The 20,271-nt window shown below is 55.8% G+C and carries 10 protein-coding genes and 3 rRNA genes; 11 read left to right on the forward strand and 2 right to left on the reverse strand.

The features are described 5' to 3' along the window. Positions 1-9: 9 nt before the first annotated feature. Positions 10-1,599, reverse strand: a complete 1,590-nt coding sequence (gene purH / locus MX657_RS01200; protein WP_346807038.1) for a bifunctional phosphoribosylaminoimidazolecarboxamide formyltransferase/IMP cyclohydrolase — start codon at positions 1,597-1,599, stop codon at positions 10-12. A gap of 562 nt (positions 1,600-2,161) precedes the next feature. Between purH and MX657_RS01205 the strand changes: the two genes are divergently transcribed. The 7 genes from MX657_RS01205 to aceK all read left to right on the forward strand — a co-directional run bounded on the left by MX657_RS01205 (position 2,162) and on the right by aceK (position 13,110). Next, positions 2,162-3,701: ribosomal RNA gene (locus MX657_RS01205) — 16S ribosomal RNA — on the forward strand. A 198-nt stretch (positions 3,702-3,899) separates the two neighbouring features. Beyond that, positions 3,900-6,803, forward strand: a 23S ribosomal RNA gene (locus MX657_RS01210). 65 nt (positions 6,804-6,868) lie between these two features. After that, positions 6,869-6,984: ribosomal RNA gene (gene rrf / locus MX657_RS01215) — 5S ribosomal RNA — on the forward strand. Together the 16S, 23S and 5S rRNA genes form the textbook arrangement of a ribosomal RNA operon. Positions 6,985-7,159: 175 nt before the next feature. Next, positions 7,160-8,089, forward strand: coding sequence for a homoserine O-acetyltransferase MetA (gene metA / locus MX657_RS01220; RefSeq protein ID WP_080329914.1), 930 nt, complete (start codon positions 7,160-7,162; stop codon positions 8,087-8,089). A gap of 270 nt (positions 8,090-8,359) precedes the next feature. Further along, the gene (gene aceB, locus MX657_RS01225) at positions 8,360-9,961 is read left to right on the forward strand and encodes a malate synthase A (RefSeq protein WP_346807040.1); all 1,602 of its coding nucleotides are present in this window, start codon (positions 8,360-8,362) and stop codon (positions 9,959-9,961) included. Between the two features lie 31 nt (positions 9,962-9,992). After that, complete coding sequence (gene aceA / locus MX657_RS01230; protein WP_346807041.1) at positions 9,993-11,297, forward strand: isocitrate lyase; 1,305 nt, start codon at positions 9,993-9,995, stop codon at positions 11,295-11,297. A 49-nt stretch (positions 11,298-11,346) separates the two neighbouring features. Then, positions 11,347-13,110: a bifunctional isocitrate dehydrogenase kinase/phosphatase gene (aceK, locus tag MX657_RS01235; protein ID WP_346807043.1), complete on the forward strand. Its 1,764-nt coding sequence runs from the start codon at positions 11,347-11,349 to the stop codon at positions 13,108-13,110. On the opposite strand, the gene iclR is transcribed toward aceK, so the two are convergent. Then, the gene (iclR, locus tag MX657_RS01240; RefSeq protein WP_133300915.1) at positions 13,064-13,891 is read right to left on the reverse strand and encodes a glyoxylate bypass operon transcriptional repressor IclR; all 828 of its coding nucleotides are present in this window, start codon (positions 13,889-13,891) and stop codon (positions 13,064-13,066) included. The two genes, aceK and iclR, sit on opposite strands and share 47 nt — an antisense overlap. 193 nt (positions 13,892-14,084) lie before the next feature. Here iclR and metH point away from each other — a divergent pair, with 193 nt between their 5' ends. The 4 genes from metH (at position 14,085) to MX657_RS01260 (ending at position 20,219) form a co-directional block, all read left to right on the forward strand. Further along, positions 14,085-17,768, forward strand: a complete 3,684-nt coding sequence (gene metH / locus MX657_RS01245; RefSeq protein WP_346807045.1) for a methionine synthase — start codon at positions 14,085-14,087, stop codon at positions 17,766-17,768. Between the two features lie 113 nt (positions 17,769-17,881). After that, a complete protein-coding gene (locus MX657_RS01250; RefSeq protein ID WP_080329920.1) occupies positions 17,882-19,513 on the forward strand; it encodes a Na/Pi cotransporter family protein in 1,632 nt (543 codons plus the stop codon). 95 nt (positions 19,514-19,608) lie between these two features. Then, positions 19,609-19,902: a type II toxin-antitoxin system CcdA family antitoxin gene (locus MX657_RS01255; RefSeq protein ID WP_119916526.1), complete on the forward strand. Its 294-nt coding sequence runs from the start codon at positions 19,609-19,611 to the stop codon at positions 19,900-19,902. After that, on the forward strand, positions 19,902-20,219 hold the full coding sequence (locus MX657_RS01260) for a CcdB family protein (RefSeq protein WP_119916527.1): 318 nt from the start codon (positions 19,902-19,904) through the stop codon (positions 20,217-20,219). The genes MX657_RS01255 and MX657_RS01260 overlap by 1 nt, the downstream gene beginning before the upstream one ends. Positions 20,220-20,271 lie beyond the last annotated feature (52 nt).

Raw genomic sequence — 20,271 nt, forward strand, 5'->3', positions numbered from 1 at the left:
CTCCGGGGATTAATGGCGGAAGTGACGCATGTCGGTGAAGATCATCGCAATGCCGTGTTCGTCGGCTGCGGCAATCACTTCGTCGTCGCGGATAGAGCCGCCAGGCTGGATCACACAGGTGATACCCACCGCAGCAGCCGCGTCGATGCCGTCACGGAACGGGAAGAAGGCATCAGAAGCCATAGCGGAGCCTTTCACTTCCAGACCTTCATCGCCTGCTTTAATGCCGGCAATTTTTGCGGAGTAGACGCGGCTCATCTGGCCTGCGCCTATCCCGATGGTCATGTTCTCTTTGGCGTAGACGATAGCGTTGGATTTCACGAACTTCGCGACCTTCCAGCAGAACAGCGCGTCGCGCAGTTCCTGTTCGCTCGGCTGACGTTTAGTCACTACGCGCAGGTCGGCTTCTGCCACCATACCCAGATCGCGATCCTGAACCAGCAGGCCGCCGTTCACGCGCTTGAAGTCCAGGCCCGGCACGCGTTCAGCCCACTGACCGCAAACCAGCACGCGCACGTTCTGTTTCGCCGCGGTGATTTTCAGCGCTTCTTCGGATGCGGATGGCGCGATGATCACTTCGACAAACTGGCGGGAGATGATGGCCTGCGCGGTTTCAGCATCCAGCTCGCGGTTGAAGGCGATAATGCCGCCGAACGCGGAGGTCGGGTCGGTTTTGTAGGCGCGATCGTAGGCATCCAGAATAGAGGTGCTTACCGCGACGCCGCATGGGTTGGCGTGCTTGACGATAACGCAGGCTGGCTCGCTGAACTCTTTCACGCATTCCAGCGCGGCGTCGGTGTCGGCAATGTTGTTATAGGAGAGCGCTTTGCCCTGAACCTGCTGGGCAGTCGCAACAGACGCTTCTTTTATCTCTTCTTCAATATAGAAGGCAGCCTGCTGATGGCTGTTCTCGCCGTAACGCATATCCTGCTTCTTAATGAAGTTCAGGTTCAGGGTGCGCGGGAAGCGGCCAGAAGGATCTTTGCTTTCACCGTGGTAGGCAGGCACCAGGCTACCGAAGTAGTTGGCGATCATGCTGTCGTAGGCTGCGGTGTGTTCGAAGGCTTTGATGGCGAGGTCGAAACGCGTTTCCAGTGTGAGCGACCCTTCGTTAGCATCCATCTCATTAATAATGCCGTTGTAGTCGCCGCTCTTTACCACGATAGCCACATCTTTATGGTTCTTGGCTGCGGAGCGCACCATGGTCGGGCCGCCGATATCGATATTCTCTACGGCATCTTCCAGAGAGCAGCCTTCGCGGGCGACGGTCTGGGCGAAGGGGTAGAGGTTAACGACAACCATATCGATTGGGGCGATATCATGCTGTTCCATAATACAGTCGTCCTGCCCGCGACGGCCAAGAATGCCGCCGTGCACTTTCGGGTGCAGGGTTTTGACGCGTCCATCCATCATTTCCGGGAAACCGGTGTAATCGGACACTTCGGTTACCGGCAGACCTTTATCTGCTAACAGGCGAGCGGTACCGCCTGTAGAAAGCAGCTCCACACCGCGTGCGGAAAGTGCCTGAGCGAATTCGACGATACCGGCTTTATCAGAAACACTGAGCAGAGCGCGGCGGACTGGACGACGTTGTTGCATGGTAAATCCCCTGGATTTCACGATTACAGAGAGCGTTAGATGAATTTTCCTCCGAAAAACTCATCTAACACACCTGACGGGGCATCCTTATTAAGCGCGAGCATTTTAACGAAAACGTTTGCGCAACGCTCGCACATTTTCACTTTTTCGTATCATTGTGGATAACTCTGTGTGTAAAAAGGTATAAGGCGGGGTTTTGCTGTGGAATGCAGCAGTCAGTCATTTTTCTGTCATTTAGCGGTTGCGGCCTGCGGAGAACTCCCTATAATGCGCCTCCATCGACACGGCGGATGTGAATCACTTCACAAACAGCCGGTTCGGTTGAAGAGAAAAAATCCTGAAATAACGGGTTGACTCTGAAAGAGGAAAGCGTAATATACGCCACCTCGCAACGGTGAGCTGAAAGCCGCGTTGCAACTGCTCTTTAACAATTTATCAGACAATCTGTGTGGGCACTCAAAGTGACATGGATTCTTAACGTCGCAAGACGAAAAATGAATACCAAGTCTCTGAGTGAACATACGTAATTCATTACGAAGTTTAATTCACGAGCATCAAACTTAAATTGAAGAGTTTGATCATGGCTCAGATTGAACGCTGGCGGCAGGCCTAACACATGCAAGTCGAACGGTAGCACAGAGAGCTTGCTCTCGGGTGACGAGTGGCGGACGGGTGAGTAATGTCTGGGAAACTGCCTGATGGAGGGGGATAACTACTGGAAACGGTAGCTAATACCGCATAACGTCGCAAGACCAAAGAGGGGGACCTTCGGGCCTCTTGCCATCAGATGTGCCCAGATGGGATTAGCTAGTAGGTGGGGTAACGGCTCACCTAGGCGACGATCCCTAGCTGGTCTGAGAGGATGACCAGCCACACTGGAACTGAGACACGGTCCAGACTCCTACGGGAGGCAGCAGTGGGGAATATTGCACAATGGGCGCAAGCCTGATGCAGCCATGCCGCGTGTATGAAGAAGGCCTTCGGGTTGTAAAGTACTTTCAGCGGGGAGGAAGGCGATAAGGTTAATAACCTTGTCGATTGACGTTACCCGCAGAAGAAGCACCGGCTAACTCCGTGCCAGCAGCCGCGGTAATACGGAGGGTGCAAGCGTTAATCGGAATTACTGGGCGTAAAGCGCACGCAGGCGGTCTGTCAAGTCGGATGTGAAATCCCCGGGCTCAACCTGGGAACTGCATTCGAAACTGGCAGGCTAGAGTCTTGTAGAGGGGGGTAGAATTCCAGGTGTAGCGGTGAAATGCGTAGAGATCTGGAGGAATACCGGTGGCGAAGGCGGCCCCCTGGACAAAGACTGACGCTCAGGTGCGAAAGCGTGGGGAGCAAACAGGATTAGATACCCTGGTAGTCCACGCCGTAAACGATGTCGACTTGGAGGTTGTGCCCTTGAGGCGTGGCTTCCGGAGCTAACGCGTTAAGTCGACCGCCTGGGGAGTACGGCCGCAAGGTTAAAACTCAAATGAATTGACGGGGGCCCGCACAAGCGGTGGAGCATGTGGTTTAATTCGATGCAACGCGAAGAACCTTACCTACTCTTGACATCCAGAGAACTTAGCAGAGATGCTTTGGTGCCTTCGGGAACTCTGAGACAGGTGCTGCATGGCTGTCGTCAGCTCGTGTTGTGAAATGTTGGGTTAAGTCCCGCAACGAGCGCAACCCTTATCCTTTGTTGCCAGCGGTTAGGCCGGGAACTCAAAGGAGACTGCCAGTGATAAACTGGAGGAAGGTGGGGATGACGTCAAGTCATCATGGCCCTTACGAGTAGGGCTACACACGTGCTACAATGGCGCATACAAAGAGAAGCGACCTCGCGAGAGCAAGCGGACCTCATAAAGTGCGTCGTAGTCCGGATTGGAGTCTGCAACTCGACTCCATGAAGTCGGAATCGCTAGTAATCGTGGATCAGAATGCCACGGTGAATACGTTCCCGGGCCTTGTACACACCGCCCGTCACACCATGGGAGTGGGTTGCAAAAGAAGTAGGTAGCTTAACCTTCGGGAGGGCGCTTACCACTTTGTGATTCATGACTGGGGTGAAGTCGTAACAAGGTAACCGTAGGGGAACCTGCGGTTGGATCACCTCCTTACCTTAAAGAACCTGCCTTTGTAGTGTCCACACAGATTGTCTGATGAATGATGAACTTCTGAATGTACTTTTGAGTGCATTAAGAAGTTTTGCTCTTTAAAAATCTGGATCAAGCTGAAAATTGAAACGACACACATGTTATGTGTGTTCGAGTCTCTCAAATTTTCGCAATCAGAAGTGAAACATCTTCGGGTTGTGAGGTTAAGCGACTAAGCGTACACGGTGGATGCCCTGGCAGTCAGAGGCGATGAAGGACGTGCTAATCTGCGAAAAGCGCCGGCGAGGTGATATGAACCTTTGACCCGGCGATGTCCGAATGGGGAAACCCAGTGCAATCCGTTGCACTATCGTTAACTGAATACATAGGTTAACGAGGCGAACCGGGGGAACTGAAACATCTAAGTACCCCGAGGAAAAGAAATCAACCGAGATTCCCCCAGTAGCGGCGAGCGAACGGGGAGCAGCCCGGAGTCTGAATCAGCTTGTGTGTTAGTGGAACGGTCTGGAAAGTCCGACGGTACAGGGTGATAGTCCCGTACACGAAAGCACACAGGTTGTGAACTCGAAGAGTAGGGCGGGACACGTGGTATCCTGTCTGAATATGGGGGGACCATCCTCCAAGGCTAAATACTCCTGACTGACCGATAGTGAACCAGTACCGTGAGGGAAAGGCGAAAAGAACCCCGGCGAGGGGAGTGAAAAAGAACCTGAAACCGTGTACGTACAAGCAGTGGGAGCCTCTTTATGGGGTGACTGCGTACCTTTTGTATAATGGGTCAGCGACTTATATTCTGTAGCAAGGTTAACCGTATAGGGGAGCCGAAGGGAAACCGAGTCTTAACTGGGCGTTAAGTTGCAGGGTATAGACCCGAAACCCGGTGATCTAGCCATGGGCAGGTTGAAGGTTGGGTAACACTAACTGGAGGACCGAACCGACTAATGTTGAAAAATTAGCGGATGACCTGTGGCTGGGGGTGAAAGGCCAATCAAACCGGGAGATAGCTGGTTCTCCCCGAAAGCTATTTAGGTAGCGCCTCGTGAACTCATCTTCGGGGGTAGAGCACTGTTTCGGCTAGGGGGCCATCCCGGCTTACCAACCCGATGCAAACTACGAATACCGAAGAATGTTATCACGGGAGACACACGGCGGGTGCTAACGTCCGTCGTGAAGAGGGAAACAACCCAGACCGCCAGCTAAGGTCCCAAAGTCATGGTTAAGTGGGAAACGATGTGGGAAGGCACAGACAGCCAGGATGTTGGCTTAGAAGCAGCCATCATTTAAAGAAAGCGTAATAGCTCACTGGTCGAGTCGGCCTGCGCGGAAGATGTAACGGGGCTAAACCATGCACCGAAGCTGCGGCAGCGACACTATGTGTTGTTGGGTAGGGGAGCGTTCTGTAAGCCGTTGAAGGTGGCCTGTGAGGGTTGCTGGAGGTATCAGAAGTGCGAATGCTGACATAAGTAACGATAAAGCGGGTGAAAAGCCCGCTCGCCGGAAGACCAAGGGTTCCTGTCCAACGTTAATCGGGGCAGGGTGAGTCGACCCCTAAGGCGAGGCCGAAAGGCGTAGTCGATGGGAAACAGGTTAATATTCCTGTACTTGGTGTTACTGCGAAGGGGGGACGGAGAAGGCTATGTTAGCCGGGCGACGGTTGTCCCGGTTTAAGCATGTAGGCGGAGGTTCCAGGTAAATCCGGTACCTTTTAACGCTGAGGTGTGATGACGAGGCACTACGGTGCTGAAGTAACAAATGCCCTGCTTCCAGGAAAAGCCTCTAAGCATCAGGTAACACGAAATCGTACCCCAAACCGACACAGGTGGTCAGGTAGAGAATACCAAGGCGCTTGAGAGAACTCGGGTGAAGGAACTAGGCAAAATGGTGCCGTAACTTCGGGAGAAGGCACGCTGATATGTAGGTGAAGCCCCTGCGGGTGGAGCTGAAATCAGTCGAAGATACCAGCTGGCTGCAACTGTTTATTAAAAACACAGCACTGTGCAAACACGAAAGTGGACGTATACGGTGTGACGCCTGCCCGGTGCCGGAAGGTTAATTGATGGGGTTAGCGGCAACGCGAAGCTCTTGATCGAAGCCCCGGTAAACGGCGGCCGTAACTATAACGGTCCTAAGGTAGCGAAATTCCTTGTCGGGTAAGTTCCGACCTGCACGAATGGCGTAATGATGGCCAGGCTGTCTCCACCCGAGACTCAGTGAAATTGAACTCGCTGTGAAGATGCAGTGTACCCGCGGCAAGACGGAAAGACCCCGTGAACCTTTACTATAGCTTGACACTGAACACTGGTCCTTGATGTGTAGGATAGGTGGGAGGCTTTGAAGCGTGGACGCCAGTCTGCGTGGAGCCGTCCTTGAAATACCACCCTTTAATGGCTGGTGTTCTAACGTAGACCCGTGATCCGGGTTGCGGACAGTGTCTGGTGGGTAGTTTGACTGGGGCGGTCTCCTCCCAAAGAGTAACGGAGGAGCACGAAGGTTAGCTAATCCTGGTCGGACATCAGGAGGTTAGTGCAATGGCATAAGCTAGCTTGACTGCGAGAGTGACGGCTCGAGCAGGTGCGAAAGCAGGTCATAGTGATCCGGTGGTTCTGAATGGAAGGGCCATCGCTCAACGGATAAAAGGTACTCCGGGGATAACAGGCTGATACCGCCCAAGAGTTCATATCGACGGCGGTGTTTGGCACCTCGATGTCGGCTCATCACATCCTGGGGCTGAAGTAGGTCCCAAGGGTATGGCTGTTCGCCATTTAAAGTGGTACGCGAGCTGGGTTTAGAACGTCGTGAGACAGTTCGGTCCCTATCTGCCGTGGGCGCTGGAGAATTGAGGGGGGCTGCTCCTAGTACGAGAGGACCGGAGTGGACGCATCACTGGTGTTCGGGTTGTCATGCCAATGGCACTGCCCGGTAGCTAAATGCGGAAGAGATAAGTGCTGAAAGCATCTAAGCACGAAACTTGCCCCGAGATGAGTTCTCCCTGAGACTTTAAGTCTCCTGAAGGAACGTTGAAGACGACGACGTTGATAGGTCGGGTGTGTAAGCGCAGCGATGCGTTGAGCTAACCGATACTAATGAACCGTGAGGCTTAACCTTACAACGCCGAAGATGTTTTGGCGAAGAGACACGATTTTCAGCCTGATACAGATTAACAGAATTTGCCTGGCGGCTTTAGCGCGGTGGTCCCACCTGACCCCATGCCGAACTCAGAAGTGAAACGCCGTAGCGCCGATGGTAGTGTGGGGTCTCCCCATGTGAGAGTAGGGAACTGCCAGGCATCAATTAGAAGAACCCCGTACCGTAAGGTGCGGGGTTTTTTGCTTTTGTTTTCTACCCCCTCCTTGAAACTTTCTCACCTTTCGCTTGCAGACTCGACATTCATACCGTTTCTGGGTATCGTTAGCTGTCTGGATGTCTAAACGTTTATACGTATGCTGTGAGGATTTAAGGTTATGCCGATTCGGGTGCAGGACGAGCTACCAGCCGTCAATTTCTTACGTGAAGAAAACGTCTTCGTCATGACAACTTCACGCGCTTCAGGTCAGGAAATTCGCCCGCTGAAGGTGCTTATTCTCAACCTGATGCCCAAAAAGATCGAAACGGAGAATCAGTTCCTGCGCCTGCTGTCGAACTCCCCGCTGCAGGTCGATATTCAACTGCTGCGGATCGATGCCCGTGAGTCACGCAACACCCCCGCTGAGCATCTGAATAACTTCTACTGTAACTTTGACGACATCCGCGATGAGAACTTTGATGGGCTGATCGTCACCGGCGCGCCGCTCGGCCTGGTTGAGTTTAACGATGTCGCCTACTGGCCGCAGATAAAACAGGTTCTGGAGTGGGCAAAAGATCACGTTACCTCCACGCTGTTTGTCTGTTGGGCCGTACAGGCCGCACTGAATATCCTCTACGGAATTCCCAAACAAACCCGCAGCGACAAGCTTTCTGGCGTATACGAACACCATATTCTTCACCCCCACGCGCTGCTGACGCGTGGTTTCGATGACGCCTTCCTGGCCCCGCATTCTCGCTATGCCGATTTCCCGGCACAACTGATCCGTGATTACACCGATCTGGAGATCCTGGCCGAAACGGAAGACGGCGATGCCTATCTGTTTGCCAGCAAAGACAAGCGCATCGCGTTCGTTACGGGGCATCCTGAGTACGATCCCGATACCCTCGCGTCAGAGTATTTCCGTGACGTTGAAGCAGGTCTCAATCCTGATGTCCCGTACAACTATTTCCCGAAAAACGATCCGCAAAACACGCCTCGGGCGACCTGGCGCAGCCACGGAAATTTGCTGTTTACTAACTGGCTCAACTATTACGTCTACCAGATTACGCCATACGATCTTCGTCACATGAATCCGACGCTGGAGTAATCGTCTGCGTTAAACGATCCTAAAGCGTTTCAGCTATTCAAATCAGGCACCTTCGGGTGCCTTTTTTATTTCCGAAATACCACTCATCATCCAATAAAAATTTAATCCCATATTAATCAAATAGTTGCATTGCAAAATAAATTAAAATGGAAATTGTTTTTGATTTTAGAAAAATTACAGATAGTCTTAATTCTGCTGAGCGAAAACTACACAACGATCTTTCGTTCGCATTGGGGGCGTGATTTTGGATCTTTGATGAGGAGTAGAAAGATGACTCAACAGGCAACAACGGTCGATGAACTGACCTTTACCCAGCCGTATGGTGAGCAAGAAAAGCAAGTTTTGACGGCGGAAGCGGTAGAATTTCTGACTGAACTGGTGACCCGCTTTACGTCACAGCGTAATAAGCTGCTGGCGGCACGTATTCATCAGCAGCAGGAAATCGATAACGGCAAGTTGCCTGGATTTATTTCGGAAACCGCTTCCATTCGTCGTGGTGAGTGGAAAGTCCGCGGCATTCCTGAAGATTTACAGGATCGCCGCGTTGAGATCACCGGTCCGGTAGAACGCAAAATGGTGATCAACGCCATGAACGCTAACGTTAAAGTCTTTATGGCGGATTTTGAAGATTCGCTGGCCCCGGACTGGAACAAAGTTATCGACGGGCAGATCAACCTGCGCGATGCCGTAAACGGCACTATCAGCTACACCAACGAAGCTGGCAAAATTTACCAGCTCAAACCGAACCCGGCGGTGCTGATCTGTCGCGTACGCGGTCTGCATCTGCCTGAAAAGCACGTGACCTGGCGCGGGGAAGCCATCCCGGGCAGCCTCTTTGATTTCGCGCTCTATTTCTTCCACAACCATAAAAGCCTGCTGGCCAAAGGCAGCGGCCCCTATTTCTACCTGCCAAAAACACAGTCCTGGCAGGAAGCGGCCTGGTGGAGCGAAGTGTTCAGCTACGCCGAGGATCGTTTTGACCTGCCACGCGGTACCATCAAGGCCACGCTGCTGATTGAAACGCTGCCTGCGGTATTCCAGATGCATGAAATCCTGCATGCGCTGCGCGATCACATTGTCGGGCTGAACTGCGGACGCTGGGACTATATCTTCAGCTACATCAAAACCCTGAAAAATTATCCCGACCGCGTGCTGCCGGATCGCCAGGTCGTGACCATGGATAAACCGTTCCTCAGCGCCTACTCGCGTCTGCTGATTAAAACCTGCCACAAGCGCGGTGCCTTTGCGATGGGCGGCATGGCGGCCTTTATCCCGAGCAAAGACGCGGAGCGCAACAATCAGGTGCTCAACAAGGTGAAAGCCGATAAAGAGCTTGAAGCCCGTAACGGCCACGACGGCACGTGGATTGCACATCCGGGTCTCGCCGATACGGCGATGGAGGTCTTCAACCGCGTACTCGGCGACAACAAAAACCAGCTGTTTGTCACGCGCGAAGAAGATGCTCCAACGGCTGAAGAACAGCTGCTGGCACCGTGCGCAGGTGAGCGTACGGAAGAGGGCATGCGCGCCAATATCCGCGTCGCGGTCCAGTACATCGAGGCGTGGATCTCCGGAAACGGCTGCGTGCCTATCTACGGCCTGATGGAAGATGCTGCCACGGCGGAAATCTCCCGCACCTCTATCTGGCAGTGGATCCACCATCAAAAAACGCTCAGCAACGGCAAGCCGGTGACAAAAGCGCTGTTCCGCCAGATGCTGGCCGAAGAGATGCGCGTCATCCAGGACGAACTGGGCGAACACCGCTTCAGCAGCGGACGTTTTGACGACGCGGCGCGCCTGATGGAGCAAATCACCACCTCAGATGACTTAATCGACTTCCTGACCCTGCCGGGCTACCGCTTCCTGGCGTAACTCACCACATAACAATATGGAGCATCTGCACATGAAAACCCGTACCCAACAAATCGAAGAATTAAAGAAAGAGTGGACTCAACCGCGCTGGGAAGGCATCCGTCGCCCGTACAGCGCAGAGGAAGTGGTGAAATTACGCGGCTCGGTCAACCCGGAATGCACGCTGGCGCAAAATGGCGCGGCGAAAATGTGGAAGCTGCTGCACGGTGGTTCCAAAAAGGGTTATATCAACAGCCTCGGCGCGCTGACCGGCGGTCAGGCACTGCAGCAGGCAAAGGCCGGTATTGAGGCGATTTACCTCTCCGGCTGGCAGGTCGCGGCGGACGCCAACCTGGCCTCCAGCATGTACCCGGATCAGTCGCTCTATCCGGCTAACTCGGTGCCGTCGGTGGTGGATCGGATCAACAACACCTTCCGCCGTGCGGATCAGATCCAGTGGGCCGCCGGTATCGAACCTGGCGATCCGCGCTTTATTGACTACTTCCTGCCGATCGTCGCGGATGCGGAAGCGGGCTTCGGCGGCGTGCTGAACGCCTTCGAGCTGATGAAATCGATGATTGAGGCCGGTGCAGCGGCCGTTCACTTCGAAGACCAGCTGGCGTCAGTGAAAAAATGCGGACACATGGGCGGTAAGGTGCTGGTTCCGACTCAGGAAGCGATTCAGAAGCTGGTTGCCGCGCGTCTGGCTGCTGACGTGCTCGGCGTGCCGACGCTGGTGATTGCCCGCACCGATGCGGATGCGGCGGACCTGATCACCTCTGACTGCGATCCGTACGACAGCGAATTTATTACCGGCGAGCGCACCAGCGAGGGGTTCTATCGCACGCATGCCGGTATCGAACAGGCCATCAGCCGCGGTCTCGCCTATGCCCCTTACGCCGACCTGGTCTGGTGTGAAACCTCCACGCCGGATCTGGCGCTGGCGAAGCGTTTTGCCGATGCGATTCATGCGAAATATCCGGGCAAGCTGCTGGCCTATAACTGTTCGCCGTCCTTCAACTGGCAAAAAAATCTGGACGACACGACCATTGCCAGCTTCCAGCAGCAGCTGTCGGATATGGGCTACAAGTACCAGTTCATCACCCTGGCGGGTATCCACAGCATGTGGTTCAACATGTTCGACCTGGCGCAAGCCTACGCGCAGGGCGAAGGCATGAAGCACTACGTTGAAAAGGTACAGCAGCCAGAATTTGCAGCAGGAAAAGAGGGCTATACCTTTGTTTCTCACCAGCAGGAAGTGGGAACCGGCTACTTCGACAATGTGACCACGATTATTCAGGGCGGCACTTCCTCCGTCACGGCATTAACGGGTTCAACCGAAGAAGCACAGTTCTAATTTTTCCCCCTCTCCCCTTTGGGGAGAGGGCAGGGGTGAGGGGGAATATATGTCGCGTGGTCTGGAATTATTGATTGCCCAAACCATTCTTCAGGGCTTTGACGCCCAGTATGGTCGTTTTCTCGAAGTGACATCCGGCGCGCAGCAGCGCTTTGAACATGCAGACTGGCATGCGGTTCAGCAGGCCATGAAGCAGCGTATCCATCTCTACGACCACCACGTGGGTCTGGTGGTGGAGCAACTGCGCTGTATTACCGACGGTAAAAGCCCGGACGCGGATTTTTTACTGCGCGTGAAGGAGCACTACACCCATTTGTTACCCGACTACCCGCGCTTCGAGATTGCGGAGAGCTTTTTCAACTCCGTCTATTGCCGGTTATTTGACCACCGCTCATTATCTCCTGAGCGGTTATTTATTTTCAGCTCCCAGCCCGAGCGACGCTTTCGAACCATTCCGCGTCCGCTGGCGAAAGATTTCTTTCCCGAGCGCGGCTGGGAAAAGCTCCTGCACCGCGTATTAACGGATTTGCCGCTGCGCCTGCCCTGGGAGAATAAAGCCCGGGATATCGGCTATATCCACGCGCATCTCAACGAAACCTTCGGCGCGGAGGTGCTCAGGCACAGCCATTTGCAGGTGGCCAACGAGCTTTTCTACCGCAATAAAGCCGCCTGGCTGGTGGGCAAACTGGTTACGCCGACGGCCATCGTGCCGTTTCTGCTGCCGATTCACCGTACCGACGACGGGGAACTGTTTGTCGATACCTGCCTGACCACCAGCGCCGAGGCCAGCATCGTATTTGGCTTCGCCCGCTCCTATTTCATGGTGTACGCCCCGCTACCTGCCGCGCTGGTGGAGTGGCTGCGCGAAATCCTGCCCGGCAAAACCACCGCCGAGCTGTATATGGCGATTGGCTGCCAGAAGCACGCCAAAACGGAAAGCTACCGGGAGTACCTGCGCTATGTCACCACGGCCGATGAGCAGTTTATCGAAGCGCCAGGCATTCGCGGCATGGTGATGCTGGTTTTCACACTGCCGGGCTTTGACCGGGTGTTTAAGGTGATAAAAGACAGATTCGCGCCGCAGAAAGAGATGAGCGCCGCTCACGTCCGCGCCTGCTATCAGCTGGTTAAAGAGCACGACCGCGTTGGACGCATGGCGGATACGCAGGAGTTTGAAAATTTTGTGCTGGATAAGCGGCAGATCGATCCGGCTTTAATGGCCCTGTTACTACAGGAAGCACCGGCAAAAATCACCGATCTGGGCGACAAAATAGCGATTAGTCATCTGTATATCGAGCGCCGCATGGTGCCGCTGAATATCTGGCTGGAGCAGGCCGAAGGTCAGGCTCTGCGGGATGCCATTGAAGAATACGGCAACGCGATTCGCCAGCTTGCCGCCGCCAATATTTTCCCCGGCGATATGCTGTTTAAAAACTTCGGCGTCACTCGTCACGGGCGGGTGGTGTTCTATGATTACGACGAAATTTGCTACATGACCGAGGTGAACTTCCGCGATATCCCGCCGCCCCGTTACCCGGAGGATGAGCTGTCCAGCGAGCCGTGGTACAGCGTCTCGCCGGGAGATGTGTTTCCTGAAGAGTTTCGCCACTGGCTGTGCGCTGACCCGCGTATCGGGCCGCTATTTGAAGAGATGCATGCCGATCTGTTCCGCGCCAGCTACTGGCGCGGGCTGCAAACGCGGATCAAAAATGGGCATGTGGAAGATGTGTACGCTTACCGCCGCAAGCAGCGGTTTTGTGTGCGGTTTAACGAATCCCACCATACGCCAGCGTCACCTCTTTCGCGGCCTTAATCACCAGCGCGCCCAGCTCGGTCACCCGGTCGTCTGTCATGCGTGAAATCGGTCCGGAGATGGAGATCGCGGCAAACGGCTCGCGGTGCTCGTCAAAAATGCAGGACGCGAGGCAGCGCAGGCCCAGGGCATGTTCTTCGTCATCAAACGAATAGCCGCGCTTGCGGGTCAGAGCCAGATCTTCTTTCAGATGCACCGGCGACACCAGCGTGGCGTGGGTGTAGGCATGCAGACCTTTACGGTGCAGCAGACCCGTCACCTGCTCTTCGCTAAGCTGCGAGAGAAACGCTTTCCCTGCGCCAGAGGCGTGCATCGGCAGCTTGCCTCCAATCGGCGCGGACATACGCATCAGCTGCGTACACTGCACCTGGTCGATGATAATCGCCTGGTGATCGCTCTGGTCCAGCACCGCCAGGTTGACCGTCTCGCCGGACTCCTCCATCAGCTTGCGCAGAATAGGGTGCACAATCGCCAGCAGGTTACGGCTTTGCAGGAAGCTGCTGCCGACAATAAACGCATGCGCCCCCACCGCCCAGTGCCCCAGCTCGCCTACCTGGCGGACAAAACCCAGCTGTTGCATGGTGGTCAGCAGGCGGTGCGTGGTGGAGTTCGGCAGGCCAGCCTGCTGGGCCAGCTCGGTCAGGGCCACGCTGCCGTGCGACTCGGCTATCCACTCCAGCAGCTTCAGACCGCGCGTCAGGGATTGAACCTGTCCGCCGGGTTGTACAGCGGTGGTGGCAGCAGGTTTTCTGCCGCGTTTGGCGGGAACGGTCGCGACCATGACGATCTCCTTTTTCTGTATCGTGGAAATCATTTTCGTTTTATTTGGTGAATTTGCAACCGCTTTCCTGACTGATCGGAGGAGTGATGGTGAACATGTCTCATGTTACCCCTGAGTGGCTTTTCCACCCTGCGAGATTGTGCCAGTATGGAACGCAGCCTTTTGGCCTTGTTGAGCGTTGTCGGGAGCAAGTGTGAGCAGCAAAGTAGAGCAACTGCGTGCGCAGTTAAATGAACGAATTCTGGTGCTGGACGGTGGCATGGGCACCATGATCCAGGGCTATCGCCTGAGCGAAGACGATTTCCGCGGCGAGCGCTTCGCCGACTGGCCCTGCGACCTGAAAGGCAACAACGACCTGCTGGTGCTCAGCAAGCCGTCCGTGATTAAGGATATCCACAACGCCTACTTCGAAGCAGGTGCGGATATCGTTGAAACCAACACCTTCAACTCGACAACCATCGCCATGGCGGATTACCAGATGGAATCCCTGTCGGCGGAGATCAACTTTGAAGCCGCGAAGCTGGCGCGCGCCTGCGCCGACGAATGGACGGCCCGCACGCCGGACAAGCCGCGCTACGTTGCCGGGGTGCTTGGCCCAACGAACCGCACCGCGTCGATTTCACCGGACGTCAACGACCCGGCGTTTCGTAATATCACCTTTGACCAGCTGGTGGCCGCCTACCGTGAATCGACCAGAGCGCTGGTGGAAGGCGGCTCCGATCTGATTCTGATTGAAACCGTATTCGACACCCTCAACGCCAAAGCGGCGATTTATGCGGTGAAAGAGGAGTTTGAGGCGCTGGGCGTGGACCTGCCGATCATGATTTCCGGCACCATCACCGACGCCTCTGGCCGTACCCTGTCCGGCCAGACCACCGAAGCGTTCTATAATTCCCTGCGTCACGCCGACGCGCTCTCCTTTGGCCTTAACTGCGCGCTGGGGCCAGATGAACTGCGCCAGTACGTGCAGGAGCTTTCGCGCATTGCCGAATGCTATGTCACCGCCCACCCGAACGCCGGACTGCCGAACGCGTTCGGTGAATACGATCTCGATGCTGACACCATGGCGGCGCAAATCCGCGAGTGGGCCGAGTCTGGCTTCCTGAACATCGTCGGCGGCTGCTGCGGCACCACGCCGGAGCACATCGCCGCCATGAGCAACGCCGTGGCCGGGCTGCCGCCGCGCAAGCTGCCCGAGCGGCCGGTTGCCTGTCGCCTTTCCGGCCTGGAGCCGTTGACCATCGGCGACGACAGCCTGTTTGTGAACGTGGGTGAGCGTACAAACGTTACCGGCTCCGCAAAGTTCAAGCGCCTGATTAAAGAAGAGAAGTACAGCGAAGCGCTGGACGTTGCCCGCCAGCAGGTGGAAAGCGGCGCGCAGATTATCGATATCAATATGGACGAGGGCATGCTCGACGCCGAAGCGGCGATGGTGCGTTTCCTCAACCTGATTGCCGGTGAGCCGGACATTGCCCGCGTGCCGATCATGATTGACTCCTCCAAGTGGGAAGTCATTGAAAAAGGGCTGAAGTGCATTCAGGGCAAAGGCATCGTTAACTCCATCTCGATGAAAGAGGGCGTGGATATCTTTATCCACCACGCGAAGCTGGTGCGCCGCTACGGTGCCGCCGTGGTGGTGATGGCCTTCGACGAAGTAGGCCAGGCCGACACCCGCGAGCGCAAAATTGAGATATGCCGCCGCGCGTACAAGATTTTGACCGAAGAGGTAGGATTCCCGCCGGAAGACATTATCTTCGACCCGAATATCTTCGCCGTCGCGACCGGCATCGAAGAGCACAACAACTACGCGCAGGACTTTATCGGCGCATGTGAAGACATTAAACGCGAGCTGCCGCACGCGCTGATCTCCGGCGGCGTGTCGAACGTCTCGTTCTCGTTCCGCGGTAACGACCCGGTGCGTGAAGCGATCCACGCCGTGTTCCTCTACTACGCCATCCGCAACGGCATGGACATGGGCATCGTTAACGCCGGACAACTGGCGATTTACGACGATTTGCCTGCCGAGCTGCGCGATGCCGTTGAGGACGTGATCCTTAACCGCCGTGACGACGCCACCGAGCGCATGCTGGACCTGGCGGAGAAATACCGCGGCAGCAAAGCGGATGAATCGGCCAACGTTCAGCAGGCCGAGTGGCGCTCCTGGGATGTGAAAAAGCGTCTGGAATACTCGCTGGTGAAAGGCATTACCGAGTTCATCGAGCAGGATACCGAGGAAGCGCGTCAGCTGGCAGCCCGCCCGATTGAGGTGATCGAAGGGCCGCTAATGGACGGCATGAACGTGGTCGGCGATCTGTTCGGCGAAGGTAAGATGTTCCTGCCGCAGGTAGTAAAATCCGCTCGCGTGATGAAGCAGGCCGTGGCCTATCTGGAGCCCTTTATCGAGGCCAGCAAAGAGAAAGGCTCCAGCAACGGCAAGATGGTCATCGCCACCGTGAAGGGGGACGTGCACGACATCGGCAAGAATATCGTCGGCGTGGTGCTGCAGTGTAATAACTACGAGATTATTGACCTCGGTGTGATGGTTCCGGCGGACAAAATCCTCAAGACCGCGCGCGAAGTGAACGCCGACCTGATTGGCCTCTCCGGGCTGATTACCCCGTCGCTGGACGAGATGGTCAACGTGGCTAAGGAGATGGAGCGTCAGGGCTTCACCATTCCGCTGCTGATTGGCGGGGCGACCACCTCCAAAGCGCACACGGCGGTGAAAATCGAGCAGAACTACAGCGGCCCGACGGTTTACGTGCAGAACGCCTCGCGCACCGTCGGCGTGGTCTCCGCGCTGCTCTCCGACACTCAGCGCGACGATTTTGTGGCGCGCACCCGCAAAGAGTACGAAACCGTCCGCATCCAACACGGCCGTAAGAAGCCGCGCACCCCGCCAGTATCACTTCAGGCGGCGCGCGATAACGACCTGGCCTTTGACTGGTCCAGCTATACGCCGCCGGTCGCGCACCGTCTGGGCGTGCAGGACGTGACGGCCAGCATCGAAACGCTGCGTAACTACATCGACTGGACGCCGTTCTTTATGACCTGGTCGCTGGCGGGCAAATATCCGCGCATCCTGGAAGACGAGGTGGTAGGCGAGGAGGCGAAGCGCCTGTTTAAAGACGCCAACGACATGCTCGACAAGCTGAGCGCTGAGAAAGCTCTCAACCCGCGCGGCGTGGTGGGGCTGTTCCCGGCGAACCGCGTGGGCGACGACGTGGAGATCTACCGCGATGAAACCCGCACCCACGTGCTGGCCGTGAGTCGCCATCTGCGGCAGCAAACCGAGAAAGTGGGCTTTGCCAACTACTGCCTGGCGGATTTTGTTGCGCCGAAGCTGAGCGGTAAGGCCGACTATATCGGCGCCTTTGCGGTTACCGGTGGTCTGGAAGAAGACGCCCTGGCGGACGCGTTCGACGCGCAGCACGATGATTACAATAAGATCATGGTGAAAGCGATTGCCGACCGCCTGGCGGAAGCCTTTGCCGAGTACCTCCACGAGCGCGTGCGTAAGGTGTACTGGGGCTATGCGGCGAATGAGAACCTCAGCAACGAGGAGTTGATCCGCGAAAATTACCAGGGCATTCGTCCGGCGCCGGGCTATCCGGCCTGCCCGGAACATACCGAAAAAGGCACTATCTGGAAACTGCTGGACGTGGAAGCGCATACCGGCATGAAGCTTACCGAGTCGTTCGCCATGTGGCCGGGCGCGTCCGTCTCGGGCTGGTACTTCAGTCATCCGGACAGCAAGTACTTCGCCGTGGCGCAGCTGCAGCGCGACCAGATCGAAGATTACGCCCTGCGCAAAGGCATGAGCGTGTCTGACGTTGAACGCTGGCTGGCGCCGAATTTAGGCTACGACGCGGACTAACGTCACTTTTCCTTACAACAAACAGGGCACCACAACGGTGCCCTGTCTCTTTCTTACGTTTAAACCCTTATACTCAATCATAAAATCTATAACGATAAGGAGAACCCACTTCCGTGCTGACGTTGTTACATTTGCTTTCGGCAGTCGCACTGCTCGTATGGGGTACCCATATTGTCCGCACCGGCGTGATGCGCGTGTTTGGCGCACGTTTACGTACCGTTCTCAGCGGCAGCGTTGAGAAGAAGCCGCTCGCCTTCTGCGCGGGGATTGGCGTCACGGCGCTGGTGCAAAGCAGCAATGCCACCACCATGCTCGTCACCTCGTTTGTGGCGCAGGATCTGGTCGCGCTCGCCCCGGCACTGGTGATCGTACTGGGTGCCGACGTCGGTACCGCACTGATGGCGCGTATCCTGACGTTCGATCTCTCCTGGCTGTCGCCGCTGCTGATTTTCATTGGGGTCATCTTCTTCCTTGGCCGCAAGCAGACGCGTGCCGGGCAGCTGGGCCGCGTCGGCATTGGCCTCGGCCTTATCCTGCTGGCGCTTGAGCTGATTGTGCAGGCGGTGACGCCGATCACCCAGGCCAACGGCGTGCAGGTCATTTTCGCCTCGCTGACTGGCGATATCATGCTGGATGCGCTAATCGGGGCGGTATTTGCCATTGTCAGCTACTCCAGCCTGGCGGCGGTGCTGCTGACGGCCACGCTTACCGCCGCGGGCGCGATCTCCTTCCCGGTGGCGCTGTGTCTGGTGATCGGCGCTAACCTCGGCTCTGGCCTGCTGGCGATGCTCAACAACAGCGCCGCCAATGCCGCTGCCCGCCGCGTGGCGCTGGGGAGCCTGCTGTTTAAGCTGGTGGGCAGCCTGATTATTCTGCCGTTTGTGCACCCGCTGGCGAACCTGATGGACAACCTCCCGCTGCCGAAAGCGGAGCTGGTAATCTACTTCCACGTCTTCTACAACCTGGTGCGCTGTCTGGCGATGGTGCCGTTTGCCGCGCCGATGGCCCGCTTCTGCGAGCGCCTTATCCGTGATGAACCGGAGCTGGACGCGCGCCTGAAACCGAAGCATCTGGATACTTCCGTACTGGACACGCCCGCGCTGGCTATCGCCAACGCCGCCCGCGAAACGCTGCGCATGGGTGATGCAATGGAAACCATGCTTGAAGGGCTGCAGAAGGTGATGCACGGCGAGCCGCGCGAAGAGAAAGAGCTGCGCAGGCTGGCGGACGACATCAACGTGCTCTATACCGCCATCAAGCTTTATCTGGCGCGTATCCCGCAGGACGAGCTGGCGGAGGAGGAATCCCGCCGCTGGGCGGAAATCATCGAGATGTCGCTTAACCTCGAGCAGGCTTCGGATATCGTTGAGCGTATGGGCAGTGAGATCGCCGATAAGTCGCTGGCCGCGCGTCGCGCATTTTCTGTAGAAGGGCTGAAGGAGCTCGAAGCGCTCCACGAACAGCTGGTGAGTAACCTTAAGCTGGCGATGTCAGTCTTCTTCTCCAGCGACGTGCCGAGCGCGCGCCGCCTGCGCCGCAACAAACACCGTTTCCGCATCCTCAACCGCCGCTACTCGCACGCCCATGTTGAGCGTCTGCACCAGCAGAACGTGCAGAGCATCGAGACCAGCTCCCTGCACCTGGGGCTGCTGGGAGATATGAAACGCCTGAATTCGTTGTTCTGCGCGGTGGCGTACAGCGTGATGGAACAGCCGGATGAAGATGACGAACGGGACGAGTATTAATCTCTGAAAGCGCCTCGCAAAACCGTTTTGCGAGGCGTGACACCTTATAAAGCAGCATTTACTCTTCAGACCTTACATTTTGAAGGGAATAGAAAATGCTCGTTTATTACGCTACACTTCGTCAATTCATGCGCATTCCGATGGGGGTTCTCATGCGCACTACTCCTGGCATTAAAAAATCAGTCAATGTGTCGTTAGCACCAGACATTCTTGAAGAGGCGCGACGGCTTAAACTTAATCTTTCCGCTGTGCTCACGGCTGCACTGCAGGAACAGTTTCGTGCGCATCAGCGCGCAGAGTGGTTAGCAGAAAATAAAGCTTCTATCGAGGCCATTAACCACTGGGTTGATGAAAACGGCTCCTTTAGTGATTTTCAGAGGTCGTTTTGATGGAGCAATATTTTGCTTATGAGAATGAAGGTAGGGGAAAAACTGCCTATCCCTGGCTAATCAATATGCAGCATCCCGTGGCTAATGTGATGAAGCATGTTCTGGTTGCCCCCGCAGTTGAGCTTAGCCACCTGGGAGGCATTCAGCCGCCTGCGAAAGTGTGCCCCGTCGTTGAGATAGCGGGTAAGCCCTGCGTGGTCATGATGCACATGATGGCTGGCATATCGCCAAGAGAGTTAGGTGAGCGTGTTGCCGATCTTACGCAAAACCGGGCTTCATTGCGGGATGCACTCGATTTTTTAATCAACGGTTACTAACACTTTTTTGTCAGCCGCAAGGTAAGGTATATTTCGCCCTTCACAGGAGAAA

Source organism: Enterobacter chuandaensis (genome assembly GCF_039718975.1).
GTDB lineage: Bacteria > Pseudomonadota > Gammaproteobacteria > Enterobacterales > Enterobacteriaceae > Enterobacter > Enterobacter chuandaensis.

What these genes read in the sequence shown, in the direction of transcription:
- iclR (WP_133300915.1), bottom strand. Translation starts at nt 13,891, where the DNA reads ATGGTCGCGACCGTTCCCGCCAAACGCGGCAGAAAACCTGCTGCCACC.
- purH (WP_346807038.1), bottom strand. Translation starts at nt 1,599, where the DNA reads ATGCAACAACGTCGTCCAGTCCGCCGCGCTCTGCTCAGTGTTTCTGAT.
- aceK (WP_346807043.1), top strand. Translation starts at nt 11,347, where the DNA reads ATGTCGCGTGGTCTGGAATTATTGATTGCCCAAACCATTCTTCAGGGC.
- MX657_RS01260 (WP_119916527.1), top strand. Translation starts at nt 19,902, where the DNA reads ATGGAGCAATATTTTGCTTATGAGAATGAAGGTAGGGGAAAAACTGCC.
- MX657_RS01255 (WP_119916526.1), top strand. Translation starts at nt 19,609, where the DNA reads ATGCTCGTTTATTACGCTACACTTCGTCAATTCATGCGCATTCCGATG.
- aceA (WP_346807041.1), top strand. Translation starts at nt 9,993, where the DNA reads ATGAAAACCCGTACCCAACAAATCGAAGAATTAAAGAAAGAGTGGACT.
- aceB (WP_346807040.1), top strand. Translation starts at nt 8,360, where the DNA reads ATGACTCAACAGGCAACAACGGTCGATGAACTGACCTTTACCCAGCCG.
- metA (WP_080329914.1), top strand. Translation starts at nt 7,160, where the DNA reads ATGCCGATTCGGGTGCAGGACGAGCTACCAGCCGTCAATTTCTTACGT.